This is a genomic window from Streptomyces sp. AgN23 (genome assembly GCF_001598115.1).
In the GTDB taxonomy this organism is placed as follows: domain Bacteria; phylum Actinomycetota; class Actinomycetes; order Streptomycetales; family Streptomycetaceae; genus Streptomyces; species Streptomyces antimycoticus.
Window position 1 is genome coordinate 8,868,543 of record NZ_CP007153.1, and the last position, 22,177, is coordinate 8,890,719.

Annotated in this window: 19 protein-coding genes; 11 read left to right on the forward strand and 8 right to left on the reverse strand. The window is 71.2% G+C overall.

The features are described 5' to 3' along the window. Nucleotide 1: 1 nt before the first annotated feature. The 4 genes from AS97_RS38365 to AS97_RS38380 are packed head-to-tail and all read left to right on the forward strand — an operon-like array spanning nt 2 to nt 4,167. On the forward strand, nt 2–952 hold the full coding sequence (locus tag AS97_RS38365) for a sugar ABC transporter permease (protein WP_059143291.1): 951 nt from the start codon (nt 2–4) through the stop codon (nt 950–952). Then, nucleotides 949–1,860, forward strand: a complete 912-nt coding sequence (locus AS97_RS38370) for a carbohydrate ABC transporter permease (protein WP_107420700.1) — start codon at nt 949–951, stop codon at nt 1,858–1,860. The genes AS97_RS38365 and AS97_RS38370 overlap by 4 nt, the downstream gene beginning before the upstream one ends. 43 nt (nt 1,861–1,903) lie before the next feature. After that, the gene (locus AS97_RS38375) at nt 1,904–2,860 is read left to right on the forward strand and encodes a carbohydrate kinase family protein (RefSeq protein WP_059143290.1); all 957 of its coding nucleotides are present in this window, start codon (nt 1,904–1,906) and stop codon (nt 2,858–2,860) included. Next, nucleotides 2,857–4,167, forward strand: a complete 1,311-nt coding sequence (locus tag AS97_RS38380; RefSeq protein WP_059143289.1) for an alpha-glucosidase/alpha-galactosidase — start codon at nt 2,857–2,859, stop codon at nt 4,165–4,167. The genes AS97_RS38375 and AS97_RS38380 overlap by 4 nt, the downstream gene beginning before the upstream one ends. 252 nt (nt 4,168–4,419) lie before the next feature. On the opposite strand, the gene AS97_RS38385 is transcribed toward AS97_RS38380, so the two are convergent. Beyond that, complete coding sequence (locus tag AS97_RS38385) at nt 4,420–5,034, reverse strand: NIPSNAP family protein (RefSeq protein WP_059143288.1); 615 nt, start codon at nt 5,032–5,034, stop codon at nt 4,420–4,422. A 136-nt stretch (nt 5,035–5,170) separates the two neighbouring features. Here AS97_RS38385 and AS97_RS38390 point away from each other — a divergent pair, with 136 nt between their 5' ends. Continuing rightward, the gene (locus AS97_RS38390) at nt 5,171–5,809 is read left to right on the forward strand and encodes a TetR/AcrR family transcriptional regulator (protein WP_210566514.1); all 639 of its coding nucleotides are present in this window, start codon (nt 5,171–5,173) and stop codon (nt 5,807–5,809) included. Between the two features lie 6 nt (nt 5,810–5,815). On the opposite strand, the gene AS97_RS38395 is transcribed toward AS97_RS38390, so the two are convergent. The 5 genes from AS97_RS38395 to AS97_RS38415 form a co-directional block, all read right to left on the reverse strand. Beyond that, nucleotides 5,816–7,282 (reverse strand): glycoside hydrolase family 43 protein, encoded by a 1,467-nt coding sequence (locus AS97_RS38395; protein WP_210566515.1) that lies wholly within the window; start codon nt 7,280–7,282, stop codon nt 5,816–5,818. 77 nt (nt 7,283–7,359) lie between these two features. Beyond that, complete coding sequence (locus tag AS97_RS38400) at nt 7,360–9,210, reverse strand: glycoside hydrolase family 76 protein (protein ID WP_210566516.1); 1,851 nt, start codon at nt 9,208–9,210, stop codon at nt 7,360–7,362. A 127-nt stretch (nt 9,211–9,337) separates the two neighbouring features. Then, nucleotides 9,338–11,629, reverse strand: coding sequence for an AbfB domain-containing protein (locus AS97_RS38405; RefSeq protein WP_210567376.1), 2,292 nt, complete (start codon nt 11,627–11,629; stop codon nt 9,338–9,340). A gap of 262 nt (nt 11,630–11,891) precedes the next feature. Beyond that, nucleotides 11,892–12,338: a hypothetical protein gene (locus AS97_RS38410; protein ID WP_210566517.1), complete on the reverse strand. Its 447-nt coding sequence runs from the start codon at nt 12,336–12,338 to the stop codon at nt 11,892–11,894. A gap of 3 nt (nt 12,339–12,341) precedes the next feature. Next, entirely contained in the window at nt 12,342–12,803 is a 462-nt protein-coding gene (locus AS97_RS38415; protein ID WP_247204619.1) for an ATP-binding protein, read from the reverse strand. Between the two features lie 245 nt (nt 12,804–13,048). On the opposite strand from AS97_RS38415, the gene AS97_RS38420 reads away from it, so the two are divergent. The 3 genes from AS97_RS38420 to AS97_RS38430 all read left to right on the forward strand — a co-directional run bounded on the left by AS97_RS38420 (nt 13,049) and on the right by AS97_RS38430 (nt 15,095). Further along, nucleotides 13,049–13,924, forward strand: coding sequence for a helix-turn-helix transcriptional regulator (locus tag AS97_RS38420; RefSeq protein ID WP_059143281.1), 876 nt, complete (start codon nt 13,049–13,051; stop codon nt 13,922–13,924). 25 nt (nt 13,925–13,949) lie between these two features. Further along, a complete protein-coding gene (locus AS97_RS38425; protein ID WP_059143363.1) occupies nt 13,950–14,162 on the forward strand; it encodes a DUF397 domain-containing protein in 213 nt (70 codons plus the stop codon). Between the two features lie 117 nt (nt 14,163–14,279). Beyond that, nucleotides 14,280–15,095, forward strand: a complete 816-nt coding sequence (locus AS97_RS38430; protein WP_210566518.1) for an SAM-dependent methyltransferase — start codon at nt 14,280–14,282, stop codon at nt 15,093–15,095. A 197-nt stretch (nt 15,096–15,292) separates the two neighbouring features. Here the strand turns inward: AS97_RS38430 and AS97_RS38435 are convergent, their stop codons facing one another. Both AS97_RS38435 and AS97_RS38440 read right to left on the reverse strand, forming a co-directional pair. Continuing rightward, nucleotides 15,293–15,985 (reverse strand): response regulator, encoded by a 693-nt coding sequence (locus AS97_RS38435; protein WP_210566519.1) that lies wholly within the window; start codon nt 15,983–15,985, stop codon nt 15,293–15,295. Further along, nucleotides 15,982–17,685, reverse strand: a complete 1,704-nt coding sequence (locus tag AS97_RS38440; RefSeq protein ID WP_125758055.1) for an ATP-binding protein — start codon at nt 17,683–17,685, stop codon at nt 15,982–15,984. The genes AS97_RS38435 and AS97_RS38440 overlap by 4 nt, the downstream gene beginning before the upstream one ends. 98 nt (nt 17,686–17,783) lie before the next feature. Between AS97_RS38440 and AS97_RS38445 the strand changes: the two genes are divergently transcribed. From AS97_RS38445 to AS97_RS38455, 3 genes are all read left to right on the forward strand, one after another. Continuing rightward, on the forward strand, nt 17,784–18,773 hold the full coding sequence (locus AS97_RS38445; RefSeq protein ID WP_059143278.1) for a tripartite tricarboxylate transporter substrate binding protein: 990 nt from the start codon (nt 17,784–17,786) through the stop codon (nt 18,771–18,773). Between the two features lie 228 nt (nt 18,774–19,001). Further along, a complete protein-coding gene (locus AS97_RS38450) occupies nt 19,002–20,432 on the forward strand; it encodes a gluconate:H+ symporter (RefSeq protein ID WP_125757873.1) in 1,431 nt (476 codons plus the stop codon). A gap of 152 nt (nt 20,433–20,584) precedes the next feature. After that, nucleotides 20,585–22,123, forward strand: a complete 1,539-nt coding sequence (locus AS97_RS38455) for a hypothetical protein (protein WP_210566520.1) — start codon at nt 20,585–20,587, stop codon at nt 22,121–22,123. Nucleotides 22,124–22,177 lie beyond the last annotated feature (54 nt).

Consider the following 22,177-nt stretch of genomic DNA (forward strand, 5'->3'; position numbering starts at 1 on the left):
CATGTCCCGTCTGCCCACCCCCATCACCCGCCCGTCGCCGCGAACACCGGCCGGGTCAGCACGCCGCAGAGGCCGCCGGGAGGCCGCGACGGCCTGGGCGTTCGTCCTCCCCTCCGTCCTGGTCATCCTGGGCCTGAGCGTCGTCCCCGTCCTGTGGTCGCTGCTGCTGTCGTTCCAGTACAGCGACCTCCTCACCCCGAGTGTCTGGGTGGGCTGGGACAACTACCGCCAGCTCGCCGACGATCCGCAGTTCGCCCAGGCCGTGCGCAACACCCTGGTGTACACGGCGCTGTATGTGCCGCTGAGCATCGGCCTGGGGCTGGCGCTCGCGCTGGTCCTCAACCGGCGCATCCGGTTCTCCGGTCTGTACCGCACCCTGCTCTTCGTGCCGTTCGTGGTCTCGGCCGCCGCCCAGGGCGTCCTGTTCTCCTTCATCCTCGACCCGGAGTTCGGCGCGGCCAACGCGCTGCTGCACCGGCTCGGGCTCTCCCCCCAGGGGTTCCTGTCCGATCCGGCCCAGGCCCTGCTGGTCCTGGTGGCCATCTCCCTGTGGAGCGGCACCGGCTTCTGCGTCGTGATCTACCTCGCCGCCCTCCAGGACGTACCCCGGGAACTCATCGAGGCCGCCACCCTGGACGGCGCGGAACGCCGCCATGTGCTGCGCCATGTCACCCTGCCCACCATCGCGCCGGTCAGCGTGTTCCTGCTGCTGTGGCAGACGATCAGCGCGCTGCAGGTCTTCGACCTGGTGTATGTGACGACGAAGGGCGGTCCGCTCGGATCCACCACCGTGATCGTCTACTTCGTCTGGGAGCAGGCGTTCCGGAACTTCACCGCCGGATACGGGGCCGCGGCGGCCTACGTGCTCGGCGTCGCCCTGCTCGTGGTCGCCGCCGGGCTGCGGCTGGTCCGGCGCCGCGACGACCGCCGCATCGAGGGAGCCACGTCATGACGGACCTGTCCCACCTCCCCGGGAGAGCCACCGACCGGCTCCGGCCGGTCGGCCGGACCACCGGGGAGCCCGTGGCCCGCCCACGGCGCCGGTTCCGGCTGCCGTTCAGCCCGTGGCATCTGCTGCTCGCGCCACTGGCGCTGCTCTTCGCCGTACCGCTGATCTGGCTGGGGCTCAGCTCCGTGATGAGCGACGCGGAGATCAACCGGTTCCCGCCGGCGCTCTGGCCCTCCGGGATCCACCTGGGCGGCTACCGCTTCGTCCTCGGCAACGCGATGTTCCCGCGCTGGTTCGCGAACTCCCTGATCGTCTCGGCCGTCGCGGTGGTCTCGAATCTGCTGCTGGGGACGCTGGGCGGATACGCCTTCGCCCGGATGCGGTTCGGCGGGTCCCGGGTGCTGCTGGTCCTGATGCTGGCGACCATGGCCATCCCGTTCCAGCTGACGATGATCCCGACCTTCCTGGTCATGCGGAAACTGGGCCTCGTCGACACCCTCGGGGCGCTGATCGTGCCGTCGCTGGTGACGCCGTTCGCGGTGTTCCTGCTGCGGCAGTTCTTCCTCTCCCTGCCCAGGGAGCTGGAGGAGGCCGCCTGGATCGACGGGTGTTCGCGGCTGCGGGTGCTGTTCCAGATCGTGGTCCCGCTGTCCCGCCCCGCGCTGAGCACCGTCGCCGTCCTCACCTTCCTCACCACCTGGAACGACCTGTCGTGGCCCCTCATCGCCCTGAACCACGACGCCAACTACACCCTCCAACTGGGCCTGACCACCTTCCGGGGACAGCACCACACCCAGTGGTCTGCCGTGATGGCGGGAAACGTCATCACCGTCCTGCCGGTGCTGCTCGCCTTCCTCGCGGCCCAGAAGACCTTCGTCCGGTCCATCACCTCCACCGGTCTCAAGGGCTGACCACGGCCCCGCACCGCCCCTCCCTCACCCGTCAGGAAGCCGTATGCCGCCCACCTTCGACCTGCTCGTCATCGGGGACGCCAACCCGGACGTCATCGTCGGACCGCTCGCCACCCCACTCGCCTTCGGACAGCGCGAACAGCTCATCGACAGTGGCGCGCTCACCATCGGCGGATCCGCCGCGATCACCGCGTGCGGCGCCGCCCGGCTGGGGCTGCGCGTGGCCTTCGCCGGACGTGTCGGGGACGACGGCGCCGGACACTACCTGCGCGACCAACTCGCGGCACAAGGCGTCGACGTCAGCGGGCTGCACCTGGACCCGAGCTTGCCGACACCGCTCACGGTCATCGTGACCCGCGGCGACGACCGGGCCATCCTCACCGCGCCGGGCACCCTCGCCGCGACCTCGGGGCGGGATGTGCCCGAGCACCTGCTGACCTCCGCCCGGCACGTCCACGCCGCGTCCTACTTCCTGATGCCGGGGCTGGCCACCGATCTGCCGGGACTCTTCGACACCGCCCGTGCGGCGGGCGTCACCACCTCGCTCGACACCAACGACGACCCCTCGGGCCGATGGGACCGCGCGGCGCTGGCGCCCGTCCTCACCCGGACCGACATCCTGCTGCCCAACGCCGCCGAGGCGCACCGGCTGGCCGGCACCGACGGCACATCCGTCGCGGCCGCCGCCGGGCTCCTCGCCCACCAGGTGCCGCTGGTGGCCGTCAAGAACGGGGCCGACGGCGCCCTGTGCCACGACGGCCGGACCCTGCTCACCACCGCCGGCATCCGCGTGACAGCCCAGGACGCCGTCGGCGCGGGCGACAGTTTCAACGCCGGCTTCCTCGCCGGGCGGCTCGCGGGCCGGCCCATCGCCGAGGCGCTCGACCTCGCCGCCGCCTGCGGTGCGCTGTCGACCCGTGCCGCGGGCGGCACCACCGCCCAGCCCACCTGGGAAGAAGCCCTCACCCACCTCACCGTCAACGGAGACAGCCCGTCATGACCAACCCCAAGATCGTGCTGATCGGCGCCGGAAGCGTCGTCTTCACCCAGGGCCTGCTGGCGGACCTCTTCGCCTTCCCGGAGCTGAAGACCGCCCGGATCGCCCTGCACGACATCGACGCGGAACGCCTGGCCACCGCCGAGGCCGCCGCCCGGTACATCGCCGAGAGGCGGGGCGCCGACGCGCACATCACCGCACACGCCGACCGGCGCGCAGCACTCGACGGCGCCGACTTCGTCATCAACCTCGTCCAGATCGGCATGGGGGAGGCCACCCGCACCGACTTCGAGATCCCCGCGCGCCACGGTGTGCGGCAGACCATCGGCGACACCCTCGGTGTCGGCGGCATCTTCCGCGCCCTGCGCACCTTCCCGTTCCTCAAGGCGCTGGGCGAGGACATCGCCGCCGTATGCCCCGGGGCATGGCTGCTCAACTACACCAACCCGATGGCCATGAACGTGCAGTACCTCACCGCGGCGACCGGCCTGACCCGCGTGGTCGGCCTGTGCCACTCGGTGTACTGGACCATGCACGACCTGTGCGCCCTGCTCAACGTCCCCTTCGACGAGATCACCTACCGCGCCGCCGGGGTCAACCACCAGGCGTGGGTGCTCCGTTTCGAGCACGACGGCACCGACCTGTACCCCCGGCTGGACGCGCTGATCGCCGAGAACGAGCAACTGCGGCGCCGGGTCCGCGTCGACATGTACCGGCGGCTCGGCCACTACCCGACCGAGACCAGCGAGCACTCCTGCGAGTATGTGCCCTGGTATCTGCACCACGACAGCGAGATCGAGCGGCTGCGGCTGCCCATCGGCGCCTATCTCGGCATCGTGGACGAGAACGTCGCCGCCTACGAGAGGACCCGCGACGACCTCGCGGCCGGTGCCCGCATCGACGTCGAGGGCACCATGGAGTACGCCCCGCAGATCATCCACTCCATGGTGACCGGCACCCCCAGGACCGTCTACGGCAATGTGCCCAACCACGGCCTCATCGAGAACCTCCCGGCCCACGGCGTGGTCGAAGTGCCGTGCCTGGTCGACCGGTCCGGTGTCCAGCCGACCCGGGCCGGAGCGCTGCCCCCGCAGCTCGCCGCGCTCAACCGCACCTACCTCAGCATGAACGACCTCGTGGTGCGGGCCGCCCTGGAGGACGAGCCGCGCCACATCCGGCACGCGGCCATGACCGACCCGGCGACCGCCGCCGCCCTGCGCGTCGAACAGATCTGGGAGCTGTGCGACGACATGGTGCGCGCACACGCCGAACGGCTGCAGCCCGGGCTGCGCGCCACCCTCGGAAGCTGACGGCCCCGAAGCAGAATAGTGTGCCAAGCGGCTGACGATCCGTGGTCACGCCAGGCGTGACTCTCGCGCCGGGCCCCGGGGTTACGCGGATTCGCGCGGGCCACCGGGCCCGGTCGCGGGGCGGCCCGCCGCGGTGCCGTCGGTCGCCTCGCGGAGCACCTCCCGCACCTGGTCACGCAGCCACGCGTGCGCGGGATCGCCGGCGTCATGTCTGCCGGCTCCGGCGGCTACCCCCGGCGACCGCCCACGGGGTCAGGCCAGCGGGGAGATGGGGGTGGGCAGGGCGATCGTGGAGGTGGCGTGGGCGATGTTCTCCGGGCCGTTCTCGGGGGGCCAGATGCCGCGTTCGTAGGACTCGCGGCGGATGTCCAGCCGGGCGTTGAGGTCGGGGAAGGGCCAGATGTGGGTGATACGAGGGACGCCGTCCAGGCCGTACATGGCGGTCGTCAGCGGGTGGAGCCGGGTGCGCTCCGGCACCGCGGCCTCCCAGCCGGCCATCGTGGGCATCAGACCGCCGACCTTGAGGTGGTAGGTGCGGAACTCGTACACCGAGCCGTAGTGGCCCGGCTCGACCGGTGGCAGGAAGGGGAACGGGGCGTAGCTCTCCACCTGGAAGCCGGTGAGGTGCTCCCCGATGCCGAACGGGTCGGCGCTGGTGAGCACGCGGGTGCGCTCCTCGGTGAGTTCCTCGGCGTTCTCGAAGCCGCGCAGCAGGAGCAACTGCCCGACGATGACGCCGTGTTCGGGCTCCCAGCAGCCGAGCAGCCGGCCGCCGGTGGCGTCGCTCGTGGTGTAGGTCTCCAGTGCGGACAGCGCCTTCGGGACCGTGCGCAGCTTGAGGGAGAGGGTGGCGAGTTCATAGAGCATGGTCGATGTCCTGACGGTTCATTTGTCACGGTTCACCGGGATTTCCGGCGGCCGGGATTGCGTCGCCGGTCACCGGAGACTAAAGTGAAACATCACTTCAGTTCTGGGGCAAGCAAGCCCAGAGGGAGGCCACCTGTTGGACACCACGGCCGATGTACCCGGTGCGCGCCGGACTCAGGACCGTCCCCGGCGCCCGCGCAGCATCCGGGCGCATGACGCGGTGCTGGCCGCCACCAGCGCGCTCATGCGCGAGGTGGGCACGGCCGGGGTCACCATCGACCGCATCGCGGGCCGGTCGGGTGTGAGCACGGCGACCATCTACAAGCACTGGCCCTGCAAGGCGGCGATCATGGCGGAGGCGTTCGGCCGCGACGCGGCCGAGGCGGTGGTCTTCCCGGACACCGGCCGTCCCGTCGAGGATCTGGTCACCTTCGCGACCGACCTGCTGACCTACTACACCAGTCCGGAAGGTGGCGTCTTCGGGCAGTTGCTGGCCGCCTGCGCGACCGAGCCGCAGGCGGCGCCGTACTTCCATGAATTCTTCCTGGCGCCCCGCAGGGCGGCCCTGGAGCCGTACTGGGACCGGGCCGCCGAGGCGGGGCTGACCAGGCTGGGGGTGGACGCCGCGACGGCCACGGACGTGCTGCTGGGCGCGCTGGCGTTCCGCCTGATGGCCGGGCATGAATCGCTGGCCCCCGAGGAGGTGCGCAAGCTGGTGGAGTACGCCCTGCACGGTCTGCTCGTCCCGGCGGCCGACGCGGCGCAGACGCCCTAGCCGGGGCTAACGGGTGTACACCTCCGCACGGTCCACGCTCACGAACGAGGCTCCCGACTGGGCGTTGTGCTCGCCGGTCACGCGGATGCGCAGGGTGTGCCGGCCGTAGGGGAGCCGTGGGCTGAGGTACTGGAGGGTCTCGCCGGTGCGGATCGCGCCGTAGAAGTCCAGGCGTTGCTCGGGGCCGCCGTCGATGCTGAGGGCGGCGATGCCGTTGCCGGTGTCCCGGACCGACAGCAGGGCGATCCGGGTGCCGGTGAAGGAGAAGGCGGCGGTGTTGCCCGCCTGGTCGCTCCAGTGGTCGTCGCCCCAGAAGCACTGGGTGGCGCAGCCGGTCCCCGAGTTCCAGGTGCCGGCGAACGTGGCGCTTCCGTCGCCGCTGGACCGGCCGTCGTCGTTGATCCAGTACGTGCCCGCTCCCGGGTCGCCGGACGGCAGGTCCTGGGTGGCGCCGGCGGCGAGCGGACGGCCCAGGTTGGGGCTGCCGTCGGCGTTCCAGGTGATCTTCTGGGCGCGGGTGGTGCGGTCGGTGTAGGTGTTCACCGACGTGGACTTGGCGTGGTAGACCATCCAGTCCTCGGTGCCGTCGGGGGAGCGGAAGAAGGCGTGGTGGCCGGGGCCGTAGACGCCGTGGTCGTCGGCGCGGGCGAACCGCGCACCGGAGTGCTGGGTCCAGTTGCCGGGCACGAGCGGGTCGGCGCCGGACGGCAGGGACATCATCCACACCTGGTAGTCCGGTTTGCCGGTGTCGCAGGTGGAGTACGTCATCCAGGTGCGGCCGTTGCGGTAGAGGAACTCGGCGCCTTCGCGCACCTCGGGGCAGCCGCCGGCCGCGTTCAGGGCCACGGCGTTGCCGGAGACGGTGTAGGGGTTGGACATGGGGGCGATGTTGATGCCGTTGTGCTGGTACTGGTTGATGCCGGAGTAGGCGAGGTAGAGGCGTCCGTTGTGCTGGAGGATGCCGGGGTCGATGGCGAAGTCGGAGGCGTGGTTGGGCGGCGTCAGCCGGGACTTGAAGTGGTAGGGGCCGGCCGGGTCGTCGCGGTCCGACTCCAGCACGTAGAGCCTGTGGTGGTCGTCGACCCCGTCGTCGGCGGTGTAGTAGAGGTACCAGCGGTCGCCGAAGCGGTAGAACTCCGGTGCCCAGATGTGCTGGTTGCGGGAGGGGTCGGTGTCCGTCCACACGGTGATGGGGTCGGCTTCGAGCAGGGTGCCGAGCGAGGAGGAGCGCCACATCCGGATGCTGTCGCCCTGCGTGGTGGTCAGGTAGTAGTTCCCGTTCCAGACGGTCAGATACGGGTCGGGGCCCGTGTTGAGGGGGTTGCGGAAGGTGCCCGCGGCGGCGGTGTGCGGTGTCCCCGTGGCGGCGGACGGGGCCGCGGTGGCGGCGGGCGGGGCGGAGAGCAGGCCCCACAGGATGGCCAGCAGGGCGGTGAGCAGTGCCGCGTGGCGGCGGGTCGTGCGGGGGTGCATGGGCGCCTCCCGGCGTCGATGTGCGTACCACTGGTGGGGCCCGGGCCGAGTGGCCGTCCCCGTGCCGGCGCGGCGGGTCACAGGCCGTCCGCGGCCGTCAGCGCGCCGAGTGCACTGGCCTGGGTGCGCCAGTCGACCTGGTTCGGGGTGGTGCCCGCCCAGCGCTGGCCGAGCCGGTTGAGGGGGTCGCGGTCGGTGGTCCAGATCGAGTCGGCCTGCTTGGTGATGTACGCCCGGTAGGTGGCCGATCCGGTGGCGTCCGCGAGGTCGGCGAGGTGGCGCATGAAGATGCCCTTGAACTGCTTCTGGTTGTCGTCGCATGCGCCGGTGCCGGTGTCGCAGGACTCGGTGAGCACACCGTCGCGGGTCAGCGCCGTCGAGGTGATCGCGGCATCGGCCAGCCGGCGGGCGGTGTCCAGGTACTGGCCGTTGCCGGTGGATCGCCACAGCTGGGTGAAGGCGCCGATGGCCAGGCCCTGGTTGTAACTCCACACCGTCTGGGCGTTGTTGCGGCAGTCGCCGGTCAGCCCGTCGTTGACCAGGCCCGCGCCGTTGATCAACCCGCTGCGCTGGTACCAGGTGGCGGCCGTGGCCGCCCGGTCGCCCCATACGGTGTCGCCGGAGATCCGCTGGTGCAGTGAGGTGGTGAGCCACAGGTACAGCCCGTTGGTCACCGCGTTCTTGTAGGTGCGCTCCCGGTCCCACCACACACCGCCGCCGCAGCTGCCGGTGTCCCAGTACTGGTGGACGTAATCGGCAATGGTGACCGCCTCGTCCAGGTAGCGCCGCTCATGGGTGTGGTCGTACGCGGCCAGCCAGGCCACTCCCCACCACGCCGCGTCGTCGATGGCGCGGCTGATGAAATGGCCCTCCACCGCGTCGGAGCTGCGCACCCCGGCCGGGAAGGTGCCGCGGTTCTGCTCGAAGGTGCGGGCGATGGCCCAGTCGTAGTCGTGCCGCCCGGTGCGCTGGGCGAAGTCGATGAGCGAGGTGACCGCGACGGCCGAGTTCCACCAACTGCTGCGCCACCAGCCCTCGTACGTCTGGTACGACGCCATCAGCGCGTCCGCCGCGGCGCGCGCCCGGCTCGGCGCGGGCCGCACCCAGGCCGTGCAGGCGCCCTCCTGGTGGGCGGCCTCCCGGCCGCACGCCCGGACCGCGCCGCCGAACATCAGCCCGCGCGGATCCCGGGTGGCGAACATGGCCGTGCGCGTCGTGGTCTTGCCCGGGGCCACGCTCGTACGACCGAGGGAGGAGCCCTCGGGCCAGGTGGCGCCGTTGTCCCAGGAGCGGTCGAGCCAGATCTCGTCGCCCGCGCCGCCGCTTTCGACGACGCCCCACGCCATCCCCTTTTTCTGGTCGACATGGAGGCTGATGGTGCGCCCGAAGAGGGTGGTGTTCGGCACCGGGCGGTCGTCGCCCGCCGCGGTGGCGGGGTCGGCGCCGTCGCAGGAGGTGCCGTCGCACACCGTCGGGTAGGCCCAGTCGGTGCAGGTGACACCGGCGGCGTCAGCGCAGGCGCGGATCCAGCCGCGCCGGTGTCCCACCGGGTCGGTGAGGTTGTACATCAGGGTGCGGGTGCCGGTCCAGGTGCCGGGGATGCTCGCCTTGCCGAGCAGGCCGTCCCAGGACTTCCCCCGGTCCCAGGAGCGGTCGAGCCAGACCGAGTCGCCGCTCACACCGTTGTCGATGCTGGCCCAGGCCATGCTGTCGGGGTCGGACAGATGCAGCTTCAGGATCCGGCCGCCCAGGTTCACCTGCGGTACGGGGAAGGTGTCGCGCTGCGCCTTCGAGGGGTCGAGGGTGTCGCATGCCAGTGCGCAGACGGGGGTCGCGGCACGGGACGGCGTGGGGAGGAGGACCAGTCCGGCCAGAGCGATGGCCAGGGTCAGGAGTCCGCGAAGGACACGGTGGAGCCGCGCTGACATGACGTACCCGCCTTTCCGTAGGGGGCCGTGCGCATGAGCGTGGGGGAGGAGAGAGGCGGCGGCCGCCCGTGCGAAGCGGCGGCCGCCGGAGGGTGCGGACCCGCCGGCGCGGGCCCGCGGCGGCGGGTCAGGGAGCCCAGGGTGGCTCGATCGCCCAGGTGGTGTCCTCGGTGAAACCGGCCGGGTTGTCCCAGGTGTGGGTGGAGCCGGACTGGGCCAGCCACAGCTCGGCGTTGATATGCCGCAGATACTGGCCGGGGAAGCCCGCGGCCGACATCCGGACGCCTGCGCTGCCCTGGACCGGGCACCAGGTCGCGTCCTCCTTGGACAGGGTGGAGCCGTCGCTCGCCTCGCGCCGGACGCGGAATTCGCGGTGGCGCAGGTATTCGCCCGGGTAGTTGCGGGACTCGAAGGAGTAGCAGAGCTTGTTCGCCAGCCCCTGCCTGACCGTCCAGGTGGCGTCCTGTTTCAGCAGGTCGCCGCTACCGGCGTTGACCACCTCGGTGAAGCCCAGCCCGTCGTAGTGGCGGATGTAGCGGTCGGTGTAGCCGGGGGTGGTGACCCGGAGCGACACGTTCTGCCCGACCGGCAGTTTCACCGTCGCGCCCAGTGACCGGGACGCCGCGATGAGGGCCTGGTTGGCCGTCCGGACCCGGGCCTGGTCGACCTTGACCACCTGGCGGTCGTAGGACATGAGCCCGTTGGCTTCGTTCTCGACGTCGGTGATCTGGGTGTAGACGGAGGCCGACAGGCCGCCCGCGGGCATGGTGTTCTCCCGCATCCCGTCGAGCAGGCCGACGAGGCGGTTGTTGAGCGCGGTCGTGGTGGGCTGGTCCTCGTAGCTGAACCCGCCGCCCGGGTACCACTCATGGCCGGGCACCCGGTAGCCGAGGCCGCCGTACTCCCCGAGCACCGAGGCGCGTACCGGCTCGGTCGGGGTGTTGCCGGGCCCGACGTAGTTGTGGTTGTCGATGACGTCGCCGTTGCCACCGTCCTTGGCGGCGCAGCAGTTGACGCCGCTCATGTTGTCGACCAGGCGGGAGGGGTCGTACGCCTTGACCATGTCCGCGATGCGGGCCTGGTCGTACTGGCCCCAGCCCTCGTTCTGGTCCACCCACTGGATGAGCGAGGGCGAGCTGCGGTGCTGGTCGATGATGGCGCGGTATTCGCTCTCCCACTGGGTGCGGGCCGCCGTGTCCGGGGTCTTGCCGCTGTCCATCGAGGGCATGTCCTGCCACACCAGCAGCCCGAGCCGGTCCGCCCAGTAGAACCAGCGCTGCGGCTCGACCTTGATGTGCTTGCGGACCATGTTGAAGCCCAGGTCCTTGTGTTTCTGCAGGTCGTACTTGAGGGCCTGGTCGGTGGGCGCGGTGTAGATGCCGTCCGGCCAGTAGCCCTGGTCCAGGGTGCCGGTCTGGAAGACGAACCGGCCGTTGAGCACCGGTCGCCGGACCCCGCCCACGTCCTTCACCGCGATCGACCGCATGCCGGTGTAGGAGCCGACCTTGTCGGCGCCGGTGCCGGTCAGTTCGGCCGTGACGTCGTAGAGGAACGGATCCTCCGGCGTCCACAGATGGGCGTTGGGCACCGGCACGGAGATTTCGGTGCCCACCGTGCCGGTGGCGCTGCCGACGGTGGTGCCGCCGCCGGCGACGGTGACCTTGACGCCCGTGCCATCCGCTCCTCCGGCGCCGCGCACGGTGACCCGCAGGGTGTTGTCCTCCAGACGCGGGACCATGTCCAGGCGGGTGATGTGCGCGGTGGCGGTGGGCTCCAGCCAGACGGTCTGCCAGATCCCGGACGAGGCGGTGTAGACGATGCTCTTGCCGGGGTGCGGGGTGACGTCCTGGACGCGCTGCTTGCCGATGGCCTGGCCACCGGTCTCCGTCGAGTCGTACACGGAGATGACGAGGGTGTTGGTGCCGCCGTTCAGCAGGGGCGTGATGTCGTACGAGAAGGCGTCGTAGCCGCCGCGGTGGGCCCCGCCGGCCTGCCGGCCGTTGACCCAGACCGTGGTTTCCCAGTCGGACGCGCCGAAGTTCAGCTGGATGTGGCGGCCGCTCCAGCCGGACGGCACCGTGAAGGTGCGCTGGTACCAGAGCTTGTCATTCTGGGTGATCTCGCGCTGGACGCCGGAGAGCGCGGACTCGGGCACGAACGGCACCCGGATCTGCTCGCCGAACGTCGATGGCTGTCCGGCGTCGCGGGAGGTGACCGCGAAGTCCCAAATGCCGTTGAGATCCGCCCAGTCGGGCCGGGTGAGCTGCGGGCGCGGATACTCCGGCAGCGGGTGGTCGACCGGGACCTGGTTCGTCCACGGAGTCGTCATCGGGGAGGGCTTGGGGTCCCAGGCCGGGGCGGCATGGGCGGGGCCGGCACCGGAGACGAGCAGGGCGGTGGCGGCCAGCGCGGGCGCCACGGCGGCGGCAACGCGCCGCCGCCAGGTCCGTCTTGGGCGGAGAAGGGAGGGGAAGCGGAGGAACAAGTGTTTCAGCACGCTGCTGCTCCATGGTCCGGTTGGCGCCGCCGCCCGGTGGGCGGCGGAACTCTTCCACAGGGAACACTTGCTGCACGAATACCAGAGCATTCACAACCGGTGTTTGTCCATAGCTGGGACAACGTTGTCGGCCTTGCCGGGCCTCGTGCGGAGCATCAGCGTGCGGGGGGCGGTACGGTCCGGCTCACACCGCTTGGGACGGCCCGGTGGCGTCCTCCGGTGACCAATGGGGCCGGATACCGGCGATGTGGCAGGTCATGAAGTACAGCGGAATCGGCGGGGTGTACGGCGAGTCGTCCTGGGGGTGATGGACCAGGCGGGGGAGGCGCGAGCAGGCGCTCATGTCGGCCATATGGGCCCCGACCGCATAGCTGGTGAACGACGGCCAGGCGACGTCGATATGCGATCCGGACGGCACGATCCACCACCACCGCTGATCGCCGGAGAAGACACAGCCGATGCGGGGCAGGCACTTCATGACCCGCCGGCCGATGTCCGCGGGCATCCCCACCGCGTCGTATCCCAGCCTGGCGGGCAGTCCGTCCGGTAGCCGCAGCCGGCCGCTGTGGCCTCGCCAGCGGTTCGGCGCGCTGAGTGATGGCGCCTCGGGGGCGACAAACTGTCGGTCCATCGGTCAGTGACACTCTTCCGTGTGCGCCGGCAGCTCGGCCCAGATGATCCGCCCCGGTCCGTGCGGGGCGTCCCGGACGCCCCAGGCGCTGCTCACCGCGCCGACCAGCAGCAGCCCTCGTCCGCCGTGCTCATCGGGGTCGGGGGTGCGCGGCGCGGGGAGGGTGTGGGCCCGGATCTCTTCCTCGACCTCGATGCGCAGATGACCCGCACCGATGCTCAGCCTGCACTCCACGTGATCGCTGAGCGTATGAGTGATCACGTTGGTGACCAGCTCGGAGACCACGAGGAGCGCGTCATCGCGCACCTGGGCGCTCATGCCCCGGGCGAGCAGCCGCTCGCGCACGGCCGTGCGCACCGTGCTCACCGAGGAGGCGATGGCCGGCAGCCGTAAGGCGACTGCCGGATGCGTGTCCCGCTCCCGGGACGTCCGAAGGGGAGTCAGGGGAAGGGCGAGGGGAGCCACGAGCGGCCGCCTTTCGTCTGCCTGCGCGTCATGGACCGTGCCGTTCCCGCACTGCGCAGTGCCTACGGACGTACCCACGCAAGCGTTCCCACCGTGATCGGACGGTATGACCACTGTGACAGGTGCAACGAACGAGTTGCAAGCGGTAAATTGGAAATTGCAAGTTGCCATCGGAGGTTTTGCTTGTCCGGCCCGGCGACCGTGGCAGACTGCAGCCGTAAAGCCCGGTGGGGGGAGGTAGAGCGTTGGCCGCGGAAACCGCATGGGGTGGTGCGCCCTCTGTCCTCCGCATGATCCTCGGCAGGCAGCTGGAGGAGCTGCGGACACGCGCCGGCCTCACATACGACCAGGCCGGTGCGGCGATCGGGGTCAGCCACTCCACGATCCGCAGGATGGAAGCCGCCAAGGTGGCCCGGCTCAGGCTCGCGGACGTGGAGAAACTGCTCCAGACGTACGGCGTCACCGACCGGCATGAGATCGACACCTTCTTGAAGTCGGTCCGCGAGGCCAACAAGCGCGGCTGGTGGCACACCTACCGCGATGTGATGCCGGACTGGTTCGCCGCGTATCTGAACCTGGAGCAGGCGGCGTTGCAGATCCGCGCCTACGAGGCGCAGTTCGTCCACGGGCTGCTGCAGACCGAGGACTACGCCCGTGCGCTGCTCAGTGCCGGTAACCCGCACGCTCCGGCGGAGGCCACCGAGCGCCGGGTCGCCCTGCGCATGCAGCGCCAGGAACTGCTGTCCCGGGAATCCCCTCCCCGGCTGTGGGTCGTGATGGACGAGACCGTGCTGAGGTGGCCGGTCGGCGGCACGGCCGTGATGCGCGCCCAGATCGACCACCTGATCGAGATCAGCGCCCTCCCCCATGTGACCGTGCAGATCATGCCGTTCGGAAGCGGTCCGCATCCGGCCATGCGGGCCGGTGCGTTCCATGTCTTCCGGTTCAGGGCCGCGGAGTTGCCCGACATCGTCTACCTCAGCGGCCTGGTCGGCGCGGTATATCTGGACAAAGAGGAGGACGTGGTGGTGTATCGCGAGGTCCTGGACCGGATGGGCGCCCAGTCGGTGCCCGCCAGGAAGACCGAGGCCGTCCTCGGTGCCATTCGCAAGGAGCTCTGAAGTGCACCACCACCTACGCAGCGGCATGCCCTCCCATGATCTCGGCACCAGGGGCTGGTCCAAGCCGTGGAGCGACGACGCCGGTGGCGCCTGCGTCGAAGCCAAGAAGCTGCACGACGGACGGGTGGCGCTGCGTCAGTCGACCGACCCCGACGGCCCCGCGCTGGTTTTCACCACGAACGAGATGACCCGGTTTCTGGCAGGGGTGAAGGCGGGCGACGCCGACTTCCTCTGCTAGCGCCACGGCACCGCAGCCCTCCCTGTTCGTGCGAGTCCGGCCCGGCCCCGCACGGACGGGGGGCCGCACCGACAGCGAACTGACGATCCACCTGACGATCCACTGGGAGGGGACGCCTTGAGCGACAACGGATGGTCGGCCGACCGCATCGACACCGAGAGCGCGCATTCGGCACGTATCTACGACTACATCCTCGGCGGTAAGGACTACTACCCGGCCGACAAGGAAGCGGGCATCGCCATGTCCCGGGAGTGGCCCGCCCTCCCGATCCATATGCGGGCCAACCGCGACTTCATGAACCGGGCCGTGCGCTATCTGGCCGAAGAGGCGGGGATTCGCCAGTTCCTCGACATCGGGACCGGCATCCCGACCTCGCCCAACCTCCATGAGATCGCCCAGGCGGTCGCCCCGGACTCCCGGGTCGTCTACGTGGACAACGACCCCATCGTCCTCACCCTCTCCCAGGGGCTGCTGGCCAGCACACCCGAGGGCAGGACCGCCTATGTCGAGGCGGACATGTGCGAGCCCGCCTCCATCCTGGACGCCCCCGAGCTCCGCGAGACCCTCGACCTGGGCCGCCCGGTCGCCCTGACGGTCATCGCCATCGTGCACTTCGTCCTGGACAAGGACGACGCGTATGGAATCGTCAACCGCCTCCTTGAGCCGCTGCCCTCCGGAAGCTATCTGGCGATGTCCATCGGCACCGCCGACTTCGCGCCGGACGAGGTGGCCCGGGTCGCCCGCGAGTACGCGGCCCGCGACATGCCCATGCGGCTGCGCACCGAGGCCGAGGCCGAGCGGCTCTTCGACGGCCTCGACCTGGTCGAGCCCGGCCTCACCCAGGTCCACAAGTGGCGCCCGGACGGCACCTCCACCGAAACCACCAAGGACGAGGACATCGCCATGTACGGAGCGGTGGCCCGCAAGCCCTGAGGCCGTTTCCTTCGGCGTCCGCCCTCCATGGGCTCGCCGGTGCGGACCGCCGCGTCATCGCGGTCCGCACCGGCGGGCCCGGCACCGTGTCCGGGCCCCCGACCACCCCTCGGCGCGAGGGGTGCCGCCCACCGGCTGCCCTCAGTGCTCCCGCGCCCCTCCCGCACACCAGCACGGCGCGGTCGGCCTCACTGTTGCTACGCCCGCCAGGTGTAGCGGCGCTCCGGGCGGCCGGCGGTGCCGTAGCGCAGGGCGACGTCGGCGTTGCCGATGGCGTGGAAGTACTCCAGGTAACGGCGGGCGCTGACCCGGGAGATGCCGATTGTGGTGGCCGCCTCGGCGGCGGAGACGGTGCCGTCCGCCTCGCGGAGGGCACGCTCGACGAGCTGGGCCGTCTCCACACTCAGGCCCTTCGGGAGGGCGCCGCCCGCCGGGGGCGCGAACGCCCCGGCCAGGACCCGGTCCACATCCGCCTGGCCGCGTACGACCGTGGTGAGCAGCCGTCCGCGCTGGGTCGCATAGCGTTCGAGGCGGGGCTGCAGATCCTCGTAGTCGAAGGGCTTGAGGAGGTAGTCGACCACGCCTTGGCGGACGGCGCCGCGCACCGCGTCGGCCTCCCGGGCCGCGGTGATCACCATGACGTCGCAGTCGTGCCCGGCGGTGCGCAGCCGGGGGATGACGTCCAGGCCGAAGAGGTCCGGCAGATACAGGTCGAGCAGGACCAGGTCGGGCCGGAGCGCATCGACCGCCTCGATCGCCTGCTCGCCGGTGTGTGCGGTGCCGACGACGCGGAACGGCGCCACCCGCTCCACGAAGGTGCGGTGGACACGGGCCACCATGAAGTCGTCGTCCACGACGAGCACATCGATCGCGCCGGCCGGCTCGGTCATCGGGTCGCTCCTTCCGCCACCGCGTCGGCGGGGTGGCTGACGGACATGCGGGCGCTGAACATCGCGCCCTGGGGGGTGTTGGTCACCGCGATCTCGCCACCGCGGCGCTCGCAGACGAGCCGGGTGAGGGCGAGCCCGATGCCGCGCTCGCCCTCCCGGGCGGCCTTGGTGGTGAAGCCATGGGCGAAGACCTCCTGGGCGAGGTCGGGGGCGACACCGGGGCCGGAGTCGCGTACCACGATCTCCACGCTGGCATTGTCCTGGCGCAGCTCGACCTCCACCCATGGCTCGTCGCCGTCCCGGCCCGCGGCCATGTCCCCGGCCACCTTGCTGCCACCGCCCCCATTCCCGTCGCCGCGCTCGGATGTGGCGGCGTCGATGGCGTTGTCGACCAGGTTGCCGACCACGGTCGCCACATCGGCGGCGTCCTCGGGCGTCAGCCGGTCCAGCGCGGTGCGGTCCGAGAGGCGCAGGGCCACCTTCCGCTCGGCGGCCTGGGACGCCTTCGCCATCAAGAGCGCGGCCACGGCGGTGTCCCGGACCCGGCGGCCGATGGACATGTCCAGCGACTGGCGGCGCTGGTTCAGCGCCCGGATGTAGCGCACCACTTCCTCCTGCTCGCCGATCTGGATCAGCCCGGAGATGGTGTGCAGCTGGTTGGCGAACTCATGGGTCTGCGCGCGCAGCAGCTCGGAGGTGCCGCGGAAGGAGCCGATCTCGCGCTCCAGCCTCGCCAGCTCGGTGCGGTCCCGCAGCGTGGTGACGGAGCCGAGCGGGCGTCCGTCCTTGACGACGGTCATCCGGTTCATGACCAGGACGCGGCCGTGCCGGACGACGACCTCGTCCTTCGGGTCTCTCGATTCCTTCCGCGCACCGGCCAGCACGTCCAGCAGCCGTCCCTCGATGCCGAGTTCGGCCAGGTTCCGGCCCACGCAGTCCTCGGGCAGGTCCAGCAGCCGTCTGCCCATGTCGTTCACGAGCGTCACCCGGTGCTGCGGATCGAGCGCGACGACGCCCTCGGCGATGCCGTACAGCATCGCCTCGCGGTGCTCGGCCAGCCCGGTGATCTCACGCGGCTCCAGCCCGAGCGTCTGCCGTTTGACGCGCCGGGCCAGCAGCCAGGAGCCGACGACGCCGAGCGCGCTGGCGACGCCGAGGTAGACGGGCAGGTACGAGGACGCGCCGCTGAGCCGCTGCCACACCGTGGGAGACGCCTCGCCGATCATGACGGTGCCCAGATGCCGTCCCAGGTCGTCCCTCGTCGCACCGAGGACCGGCACCTGGGCCACCAGCTCCCGGCTGCCGTCCCAGTCCAGCGTGCCCGACCAGCCGCGCCCCGCGCCGACCCCCTTCCCCAGCGGCAGCCGGTCGCCGAGCACCGTGGGATTCGTCGAGCTGACGACGCGCCCGTCACCGTCGGCCACCGTGACGGACGTCACCCGCGACTGCACCCGGGCCGAGTACACCAGCGGGGCCAGCGCCTCCGCCGGCGAGGGGCCCACCAGGCGGGTGCGCACCAGCGGCTGGGCGGCAAGCTGCTCGGCGAGCGCACCGACCCGGCGGCCCTCCACCCGGTTGAAGGTGGCCTCCGACTGCGCGAGCGAGACCGCGGCGACCGCCATCAGCACCACGACGACGATGGCGAGCTGCAACACCAGCATCTCGCCCGCGAGCGTTTGACGACGGAACGCGGCGACCACAATGAACTCAATCTCTCCTGCTGACACAACCTGGGCGCATTTCTCACCAGGCTGCACAATCATGGCGTCCGCCGTTTGGGAAGCGAAAGGGAGGTGCCATGAGAGGCCGCACCCGCGCCCTGTCCGGCCTCCTGGCCGCTGTGCTGTCCCTGTTCGTCGGCGCCTGCGGCACCTGGCCGGGGTCCGGGGGCACCGCGGACGACGGTCTGCGGATCCTGGTGCCGAACACTCCCGGAGGCGGGTACGACACCACGGCACGGACCGTGGCCCGGGTGCTGGAGGAGACCGGGAGCGCCTCGGACATGGAGGTGTTCAACCTGCCCGGAGCCGGCGGCACCGTCGGCCTGCAGCGCACCGTGGACGAACGGGGCAACGGCCGGCTCGCCCTGCAGATGGGCCTCGGCGTCCTCGGCGCGGCCCATGTGCAGGGCGCGAAGGTGACCATCGCGCGGACCACCCCGATCGCCCGCCTGATCGAGGAGCCCGAAGCGGTGGTGGTCCGCAAGGACGCGCCGTACCGCACCCTCACCGACCTGGTCGCCGGGTGGCGCGAGAACCCCGGAGGCGTCACGGTCGGTGGCGGCTCATCGCTGGGCGGCCCGGACCACCTGCTGCCGATGGCACTGGCCGGTGCGGTCGGCATCCAGCCGAAGAAGGTGCGGTACGCGGCCTACGACGGCGGTGGCGGCGATCTGCTCCCCGCCCTGCTGGACGGCCGGGTCGACTTCGCCACCAGCGGCATCGGCGAGTTCCTCGACCAGATCGCGGCCGGACAGCTCAGGGTGCTCGCGGTCACCAGCGACCGGCCGGTGGCGGCGCTGCCCAGGGTGCCGACGCTGAAGGCCGCCGGGATCGATCTCGTCTTCGACAACTGGCGGGGGATCGTCGCCCCGCCCGGCATCAGCTCCGCGGACCGCGAACGCTGGATCCGGGTGCTGACCGCGCTGCACACCTCCCGGCAGTGGAAGGCCGAGCTCACCCGCCACGGCTGGACCGACGCCTTCACCACCGGTGGCGCCTTCGCCACCTATCTGGCCCGGCAGGACAAGGCCGTGGCCGAACTGGTCGGACACCTGGGACTGGACTGACCGACCCCCGCCGGGGCGGCCGTCACCGGTGACCGCGATGGCGGCTGCCACCGGCTACCGCCTCACGCCCGCAGGCCCCCGATCCGCACCGCCCCACCACCCCCACTCCCTTACCCGCCCATGCCCTCGGCCCGGACCATCCCCGCCCCCTGACCCACCCATGCCCTCGTGGCCGTACGAACCCGCCCGCATGTCCCGTAAAGACACGCATGTCCCGGAAGGCACCGCATGACCGCACACACCTGGTGGCTGCTGCTCATCCTCACGGTGGCGATAGCAGCACTGATCTACCTCATCAACTCCCGGCTGCGTGTCCACCCGTTCGTCGCGCTGATCCTGGTCAGCGTGGGCACGGGGATAGCGGCCGGGGAACCCGCGGCGAAACTCGCCGGATCCATCGAGGAGGGCGCCGGCGGCACCCTCGGCGACGTGGGCGTCACCCTCGCCCTGGGCGCCATGCTCGGCCGTCTGCTCTCCGACTCGGGAGCGACCGACACCATCGCCCGCGCCCTCGTCGCCCGCGCCGAGCCGCGCAGGCTGCCCTGGCTGGTCGGTGCCGCGGCGTTCGTCATCGGCGTGCCCATGTTCTTCGAGGTGGGCCTGATCGTGCTGCTGCCCCTGATCTTCAGCGTCGCCCGCAGGATGGAGAGCCACGGCGGCACCAAGGGCAGCCCGTACGTCCTCCTCGGCGTGCCCGCCATCGCCTCGCTGTCCACCCTGCACGGCATGCTGCCGCCCCACCCCGGCCCGCTGACCGCGATGACCGGCCTCCACGCCGACCTCGGTCTCACCCTCGGCGTCGGCATCGTCTGCGCCGTGCCCACCGTCATCCTGGCCGGCCCCGTCTACGCCCGCTGGATCGCGCCCCGGCTGCCCGACGTCGCCCCGGACGCCGCACTGGTGGCCCAGTTCGCCGGCGCCGAGCGGCAGCCCGCTGCGGCCGGCTCGGGGTCCGGTGTCCAGGCGGGCACGGACACGCCCCGCCGCCGGACCGGTGTGCCCACCGGCCTGGCCGTGGCGGCGGTGCTGGTCCCCGTCGTCCTGATGCTGCTGCGTACGCTCGCCGAGACGGTGCTGGACGAGTCGAGCGGGCTGGGCGCGGCCCTCGTGTTCGCCGGAGAACCCCTGGTGGCGATGCTCGCCGGGTTCGTCTTCGCCTTCGGGGTGACGATCTTCGGCTCCGGCCGCTCCGGTGACGAGACTCGCGCCTCCCTGACCGACAGCCTGAAGTCCATCGCCGCGATCCTGCTCATCATCGGTGGGGGAGGGGCGTTCAAGCAGGTCCTCCAGGACTCGGGCGTCGGCGATGCCATCGCCTCGGCCGCCGAGGGCGCCCATATCAATGTGATCCTGCTGGGCTGGCTGATCGCCCTGCTGCTGTCGCTGACCACGGGCTCCGCGACCGTCGGCATCGTCTCCGCCACCGGCATCGTGGCCCCGCTGATCGGTGACGGCGGGGGCCTGGAGGCATCCCTGCTCGTGGTCGCGATCGGGGCCGGTTCCCTCGGCCTCAACTATGTCAACCACGCGGGCTTCTGGCTGGTGAAGGAGTCGTTCGGGATGGATCTCAGCCAGGCCACCAAGACCCAGACGGTGGTACAGACGCTGGTCAGCGTGCTCGGCCTGGCGATGGCCCTGCTGCTGTCGGTATTCGCCTGAGGCTAGGCGGCGGCCGGGCGGTCGCGGCGGGTCCGGCCGTGGTGGGCGCCGGGCATGGTGGCGCCGGCCATGGTGGGGCTGGTCGCGACGGCGCCGACCGCGGCGGGCCCGGCCGCCCGGAGGCCGTCGGACCCGCCTGCCAGACTCCGGCCATGGAACTTGACGAGCTGTTGCGGTGTCTTGCGGAGGCCGAGTCGGGTGAGCTGCGGGAGGAGCTGACCGGTGGGCGCTATGTGGTCGTGCGGTACGACCCGGAGGAGACCGTGTTCGACGACGCGGCTCTCGCGGAACTCTTCGGTGTCCCGACCCCCGGCACCGGCGCGGCGGCCCCGGACGCGGTCGAGGATCCGGACGCCATCGAGGACACCGACGAGGAGTACGAGGACGAGGGGTCCGAGGAAGAGGAGTACGAGGACGAGGACGAGGACGGCGCCCGGTTCTCCCTCATCGGTGTCGCGCCCTCGCTCTACGAGGCGCTGGATCTCCTCGGCGATGAACTCCCCGATGAGGAGGGCCTGACGGAACTGGACGAGGAGGAGTGGGCGGAGGAGGCGGCCGAGTTCGGCGCGCACGTTTTCGGCGCGGACGTGATCGGCGCGGCCGCGGAGGCCAAAGACGGAGAAGAGGGCGGAGAAGCAGGCGGAGGAGCGGAGGGCGAAGAGGGGAACGAATGGCTCGCTCTTCTGCGAGGCATACGGGACCCGCGGCGGCGCGCCGTCGTCCAGCTGCTCTGTGGTGTCCTCGGCCCGATGGACTTCCTGACGGGGGACTTCGAGGAGGACTGCTACCTGGGCCATGTGGCGACACGGCTCCCCGGAGCACGGTTCGTCATGCTGGCCAGCGCCGCCCCGCCGAACCAGGAAGTGGCCTTCGCCATCCTCGAACTACCGCCCCGCGATACCCCGGACCCGGTCGGCCGCGCCCTGCTGCTGGCCGCTGCCGCCGGGGACCCGGCCGCGCTGCGCGCAGCGCTCGGCGAGGGCGCTGACGTCGGCACGCTCGACGAGTACGCCGCGACACCGCTGCACCACGCCGTGGCGGCGCGTTCGGCCGCGGCCGTCGACGCGCTGCTCGCGGCGGGCGCCGATCCGCGTGCGCAGGCGGCCTTCGGCAACGCACCCCAGTTCACGGCCGCCGGTCCGGGCCGTCCCTACCCCACCGCACGCCGGGTCGAGGACGAGGAGCACTGGAGCCTCCTGTGGTCCCTGCTGGACGCGGGCGCCGATATCAACGCCGTCAACACCGCCGGTCAGACCCTGCTCGACCTGGCCGTCCGGTCCGAGCCGTACCCGGAACGGCAGGTGCGCCTGCTGCTGGAACGGGGAGCCGTCAGCCGTGAACTCGCGACCACGCGCGTGGACGCGCTCGTCCGCAGCGTGCCGTACGGCTACGAGGAGGAGCTGTGCGTCCTGCGCAATCAGGTCCGCTTCCTGCTGGACACCGGCGCGCCGTACGACCATCCGCTGGACTCTCTACTCGCCGTCACCGGCTACTACGAGCGTGAACTTTCCGCCGACTATCTCGTTGAACTCGTCGACATCATGCTGAGCCGCGGTGTGGGTGACCGGCCGGGCACCTATGGCAGGACGGCGCGCGAGAGCGCCATGCAGTGGGTCGACCACGGCCTGACCCACTACCAGGCCGTGGTCGACCGGCTCGCCGCGGTGGCCCCGGGCGAAACGCTGAGGTGAGACGTCGAGGTGAGCGTTGAGGTGTGAGGCGAACGCCGAGGTGGACGCCGAGGT

Bases quoted from the DNA above. Each gene is read 5' to 3' on its own strand.
- AS97_RS38370 (WP_107420700.1), top strand. From the start codon at position 949: ATGACGGACCTGTCCCACCTCCCCGGGAGAGCCACCGACCGGCTCCGG.
- AS97_RS38380 (WP_059143289.1), top strand. From the start codon at position 2,857: ATGACCAACCCCAAGATCGTGCTGATCGGCGCCGGAAGCGTCGTCTTC.
- AS97_RS38410 (WP_210566517.1), bottom strand. From the start codon at position 12,338: ATGGACCGACAGTTTGTCGCCCCCGAGGCGCCATCACTCAGCGCGCCG.
- AS97_RS38455 (WP_210566520.1), top strand. From the start codon at position 20,585: ATGGAACTTGACGAGCTGTTGCGGTGTCTTGCGGAGGCCGAGTCGGGT.
- AS97_RS38395 (WP_210566515.1), bottom strand. From the start codon at position 7,282: ATGCACCCCCGCACGACCCGCCGCCACGCGGCACTGCTCACCGCCCTG.
- AS97_RS38365 (WP_059143291.1), top strand. From the start codon at position 2: ATGTCCCGTCTGCCCACCCCCATCACCCGCCCGTCGCCGCGAACACCG.
- AS97_RS38400 (WP_210566516.1), bottom strand. From the start codon at position 9,210: ATGTCAGCGCGGCTCCACCGTGTCCTTCGCGGACTCCTGACCCTGGCC.
- AS97_RS38445 (WP_059143278.1), top strand. From the start codon at position 17,784: ATGAGAGGCCGCACCCGCGCCCTGTCCGGCCTCCTGGCCGCTGTGCTG.
- AS97_RS38435 (WP_210566519.1), bottom strand. From the start codon at position 15,985: ATGACCGAGCCGGCCGGCGCGATCGATGTGCTCGTCGTGGACGACGAC.
- AS97_RS38450 (WP_125757873.1), top strand. From the start codon at position 19,002: ATGACCGCACACACCTGGTGGCTGCTGCTCATCCTCACGGTGGCGATA.
- AS97_RS38385 (WP_059143288.1), bottom strand. From the start codon at position 5,034: ATGCTCTATGAACTCGCCACCCTCTCCCTCAAGCTGCGCACGGTCCCG.
- AS97_RS38375 (WP_059143290.1), top strand. From the start codon at position 1,904: ATGCCGCCCACCTTCGACCTGCTCGTCATCGGGGACGCCAACCCGGAC.
- AS97_RS38425 (WP_059143363.1), top strand. From the start codon at position 13,950: ATGCCCTCCCATGATCTCGGCACCAGGGGCTGGTCCAAGCCGTGGAGC.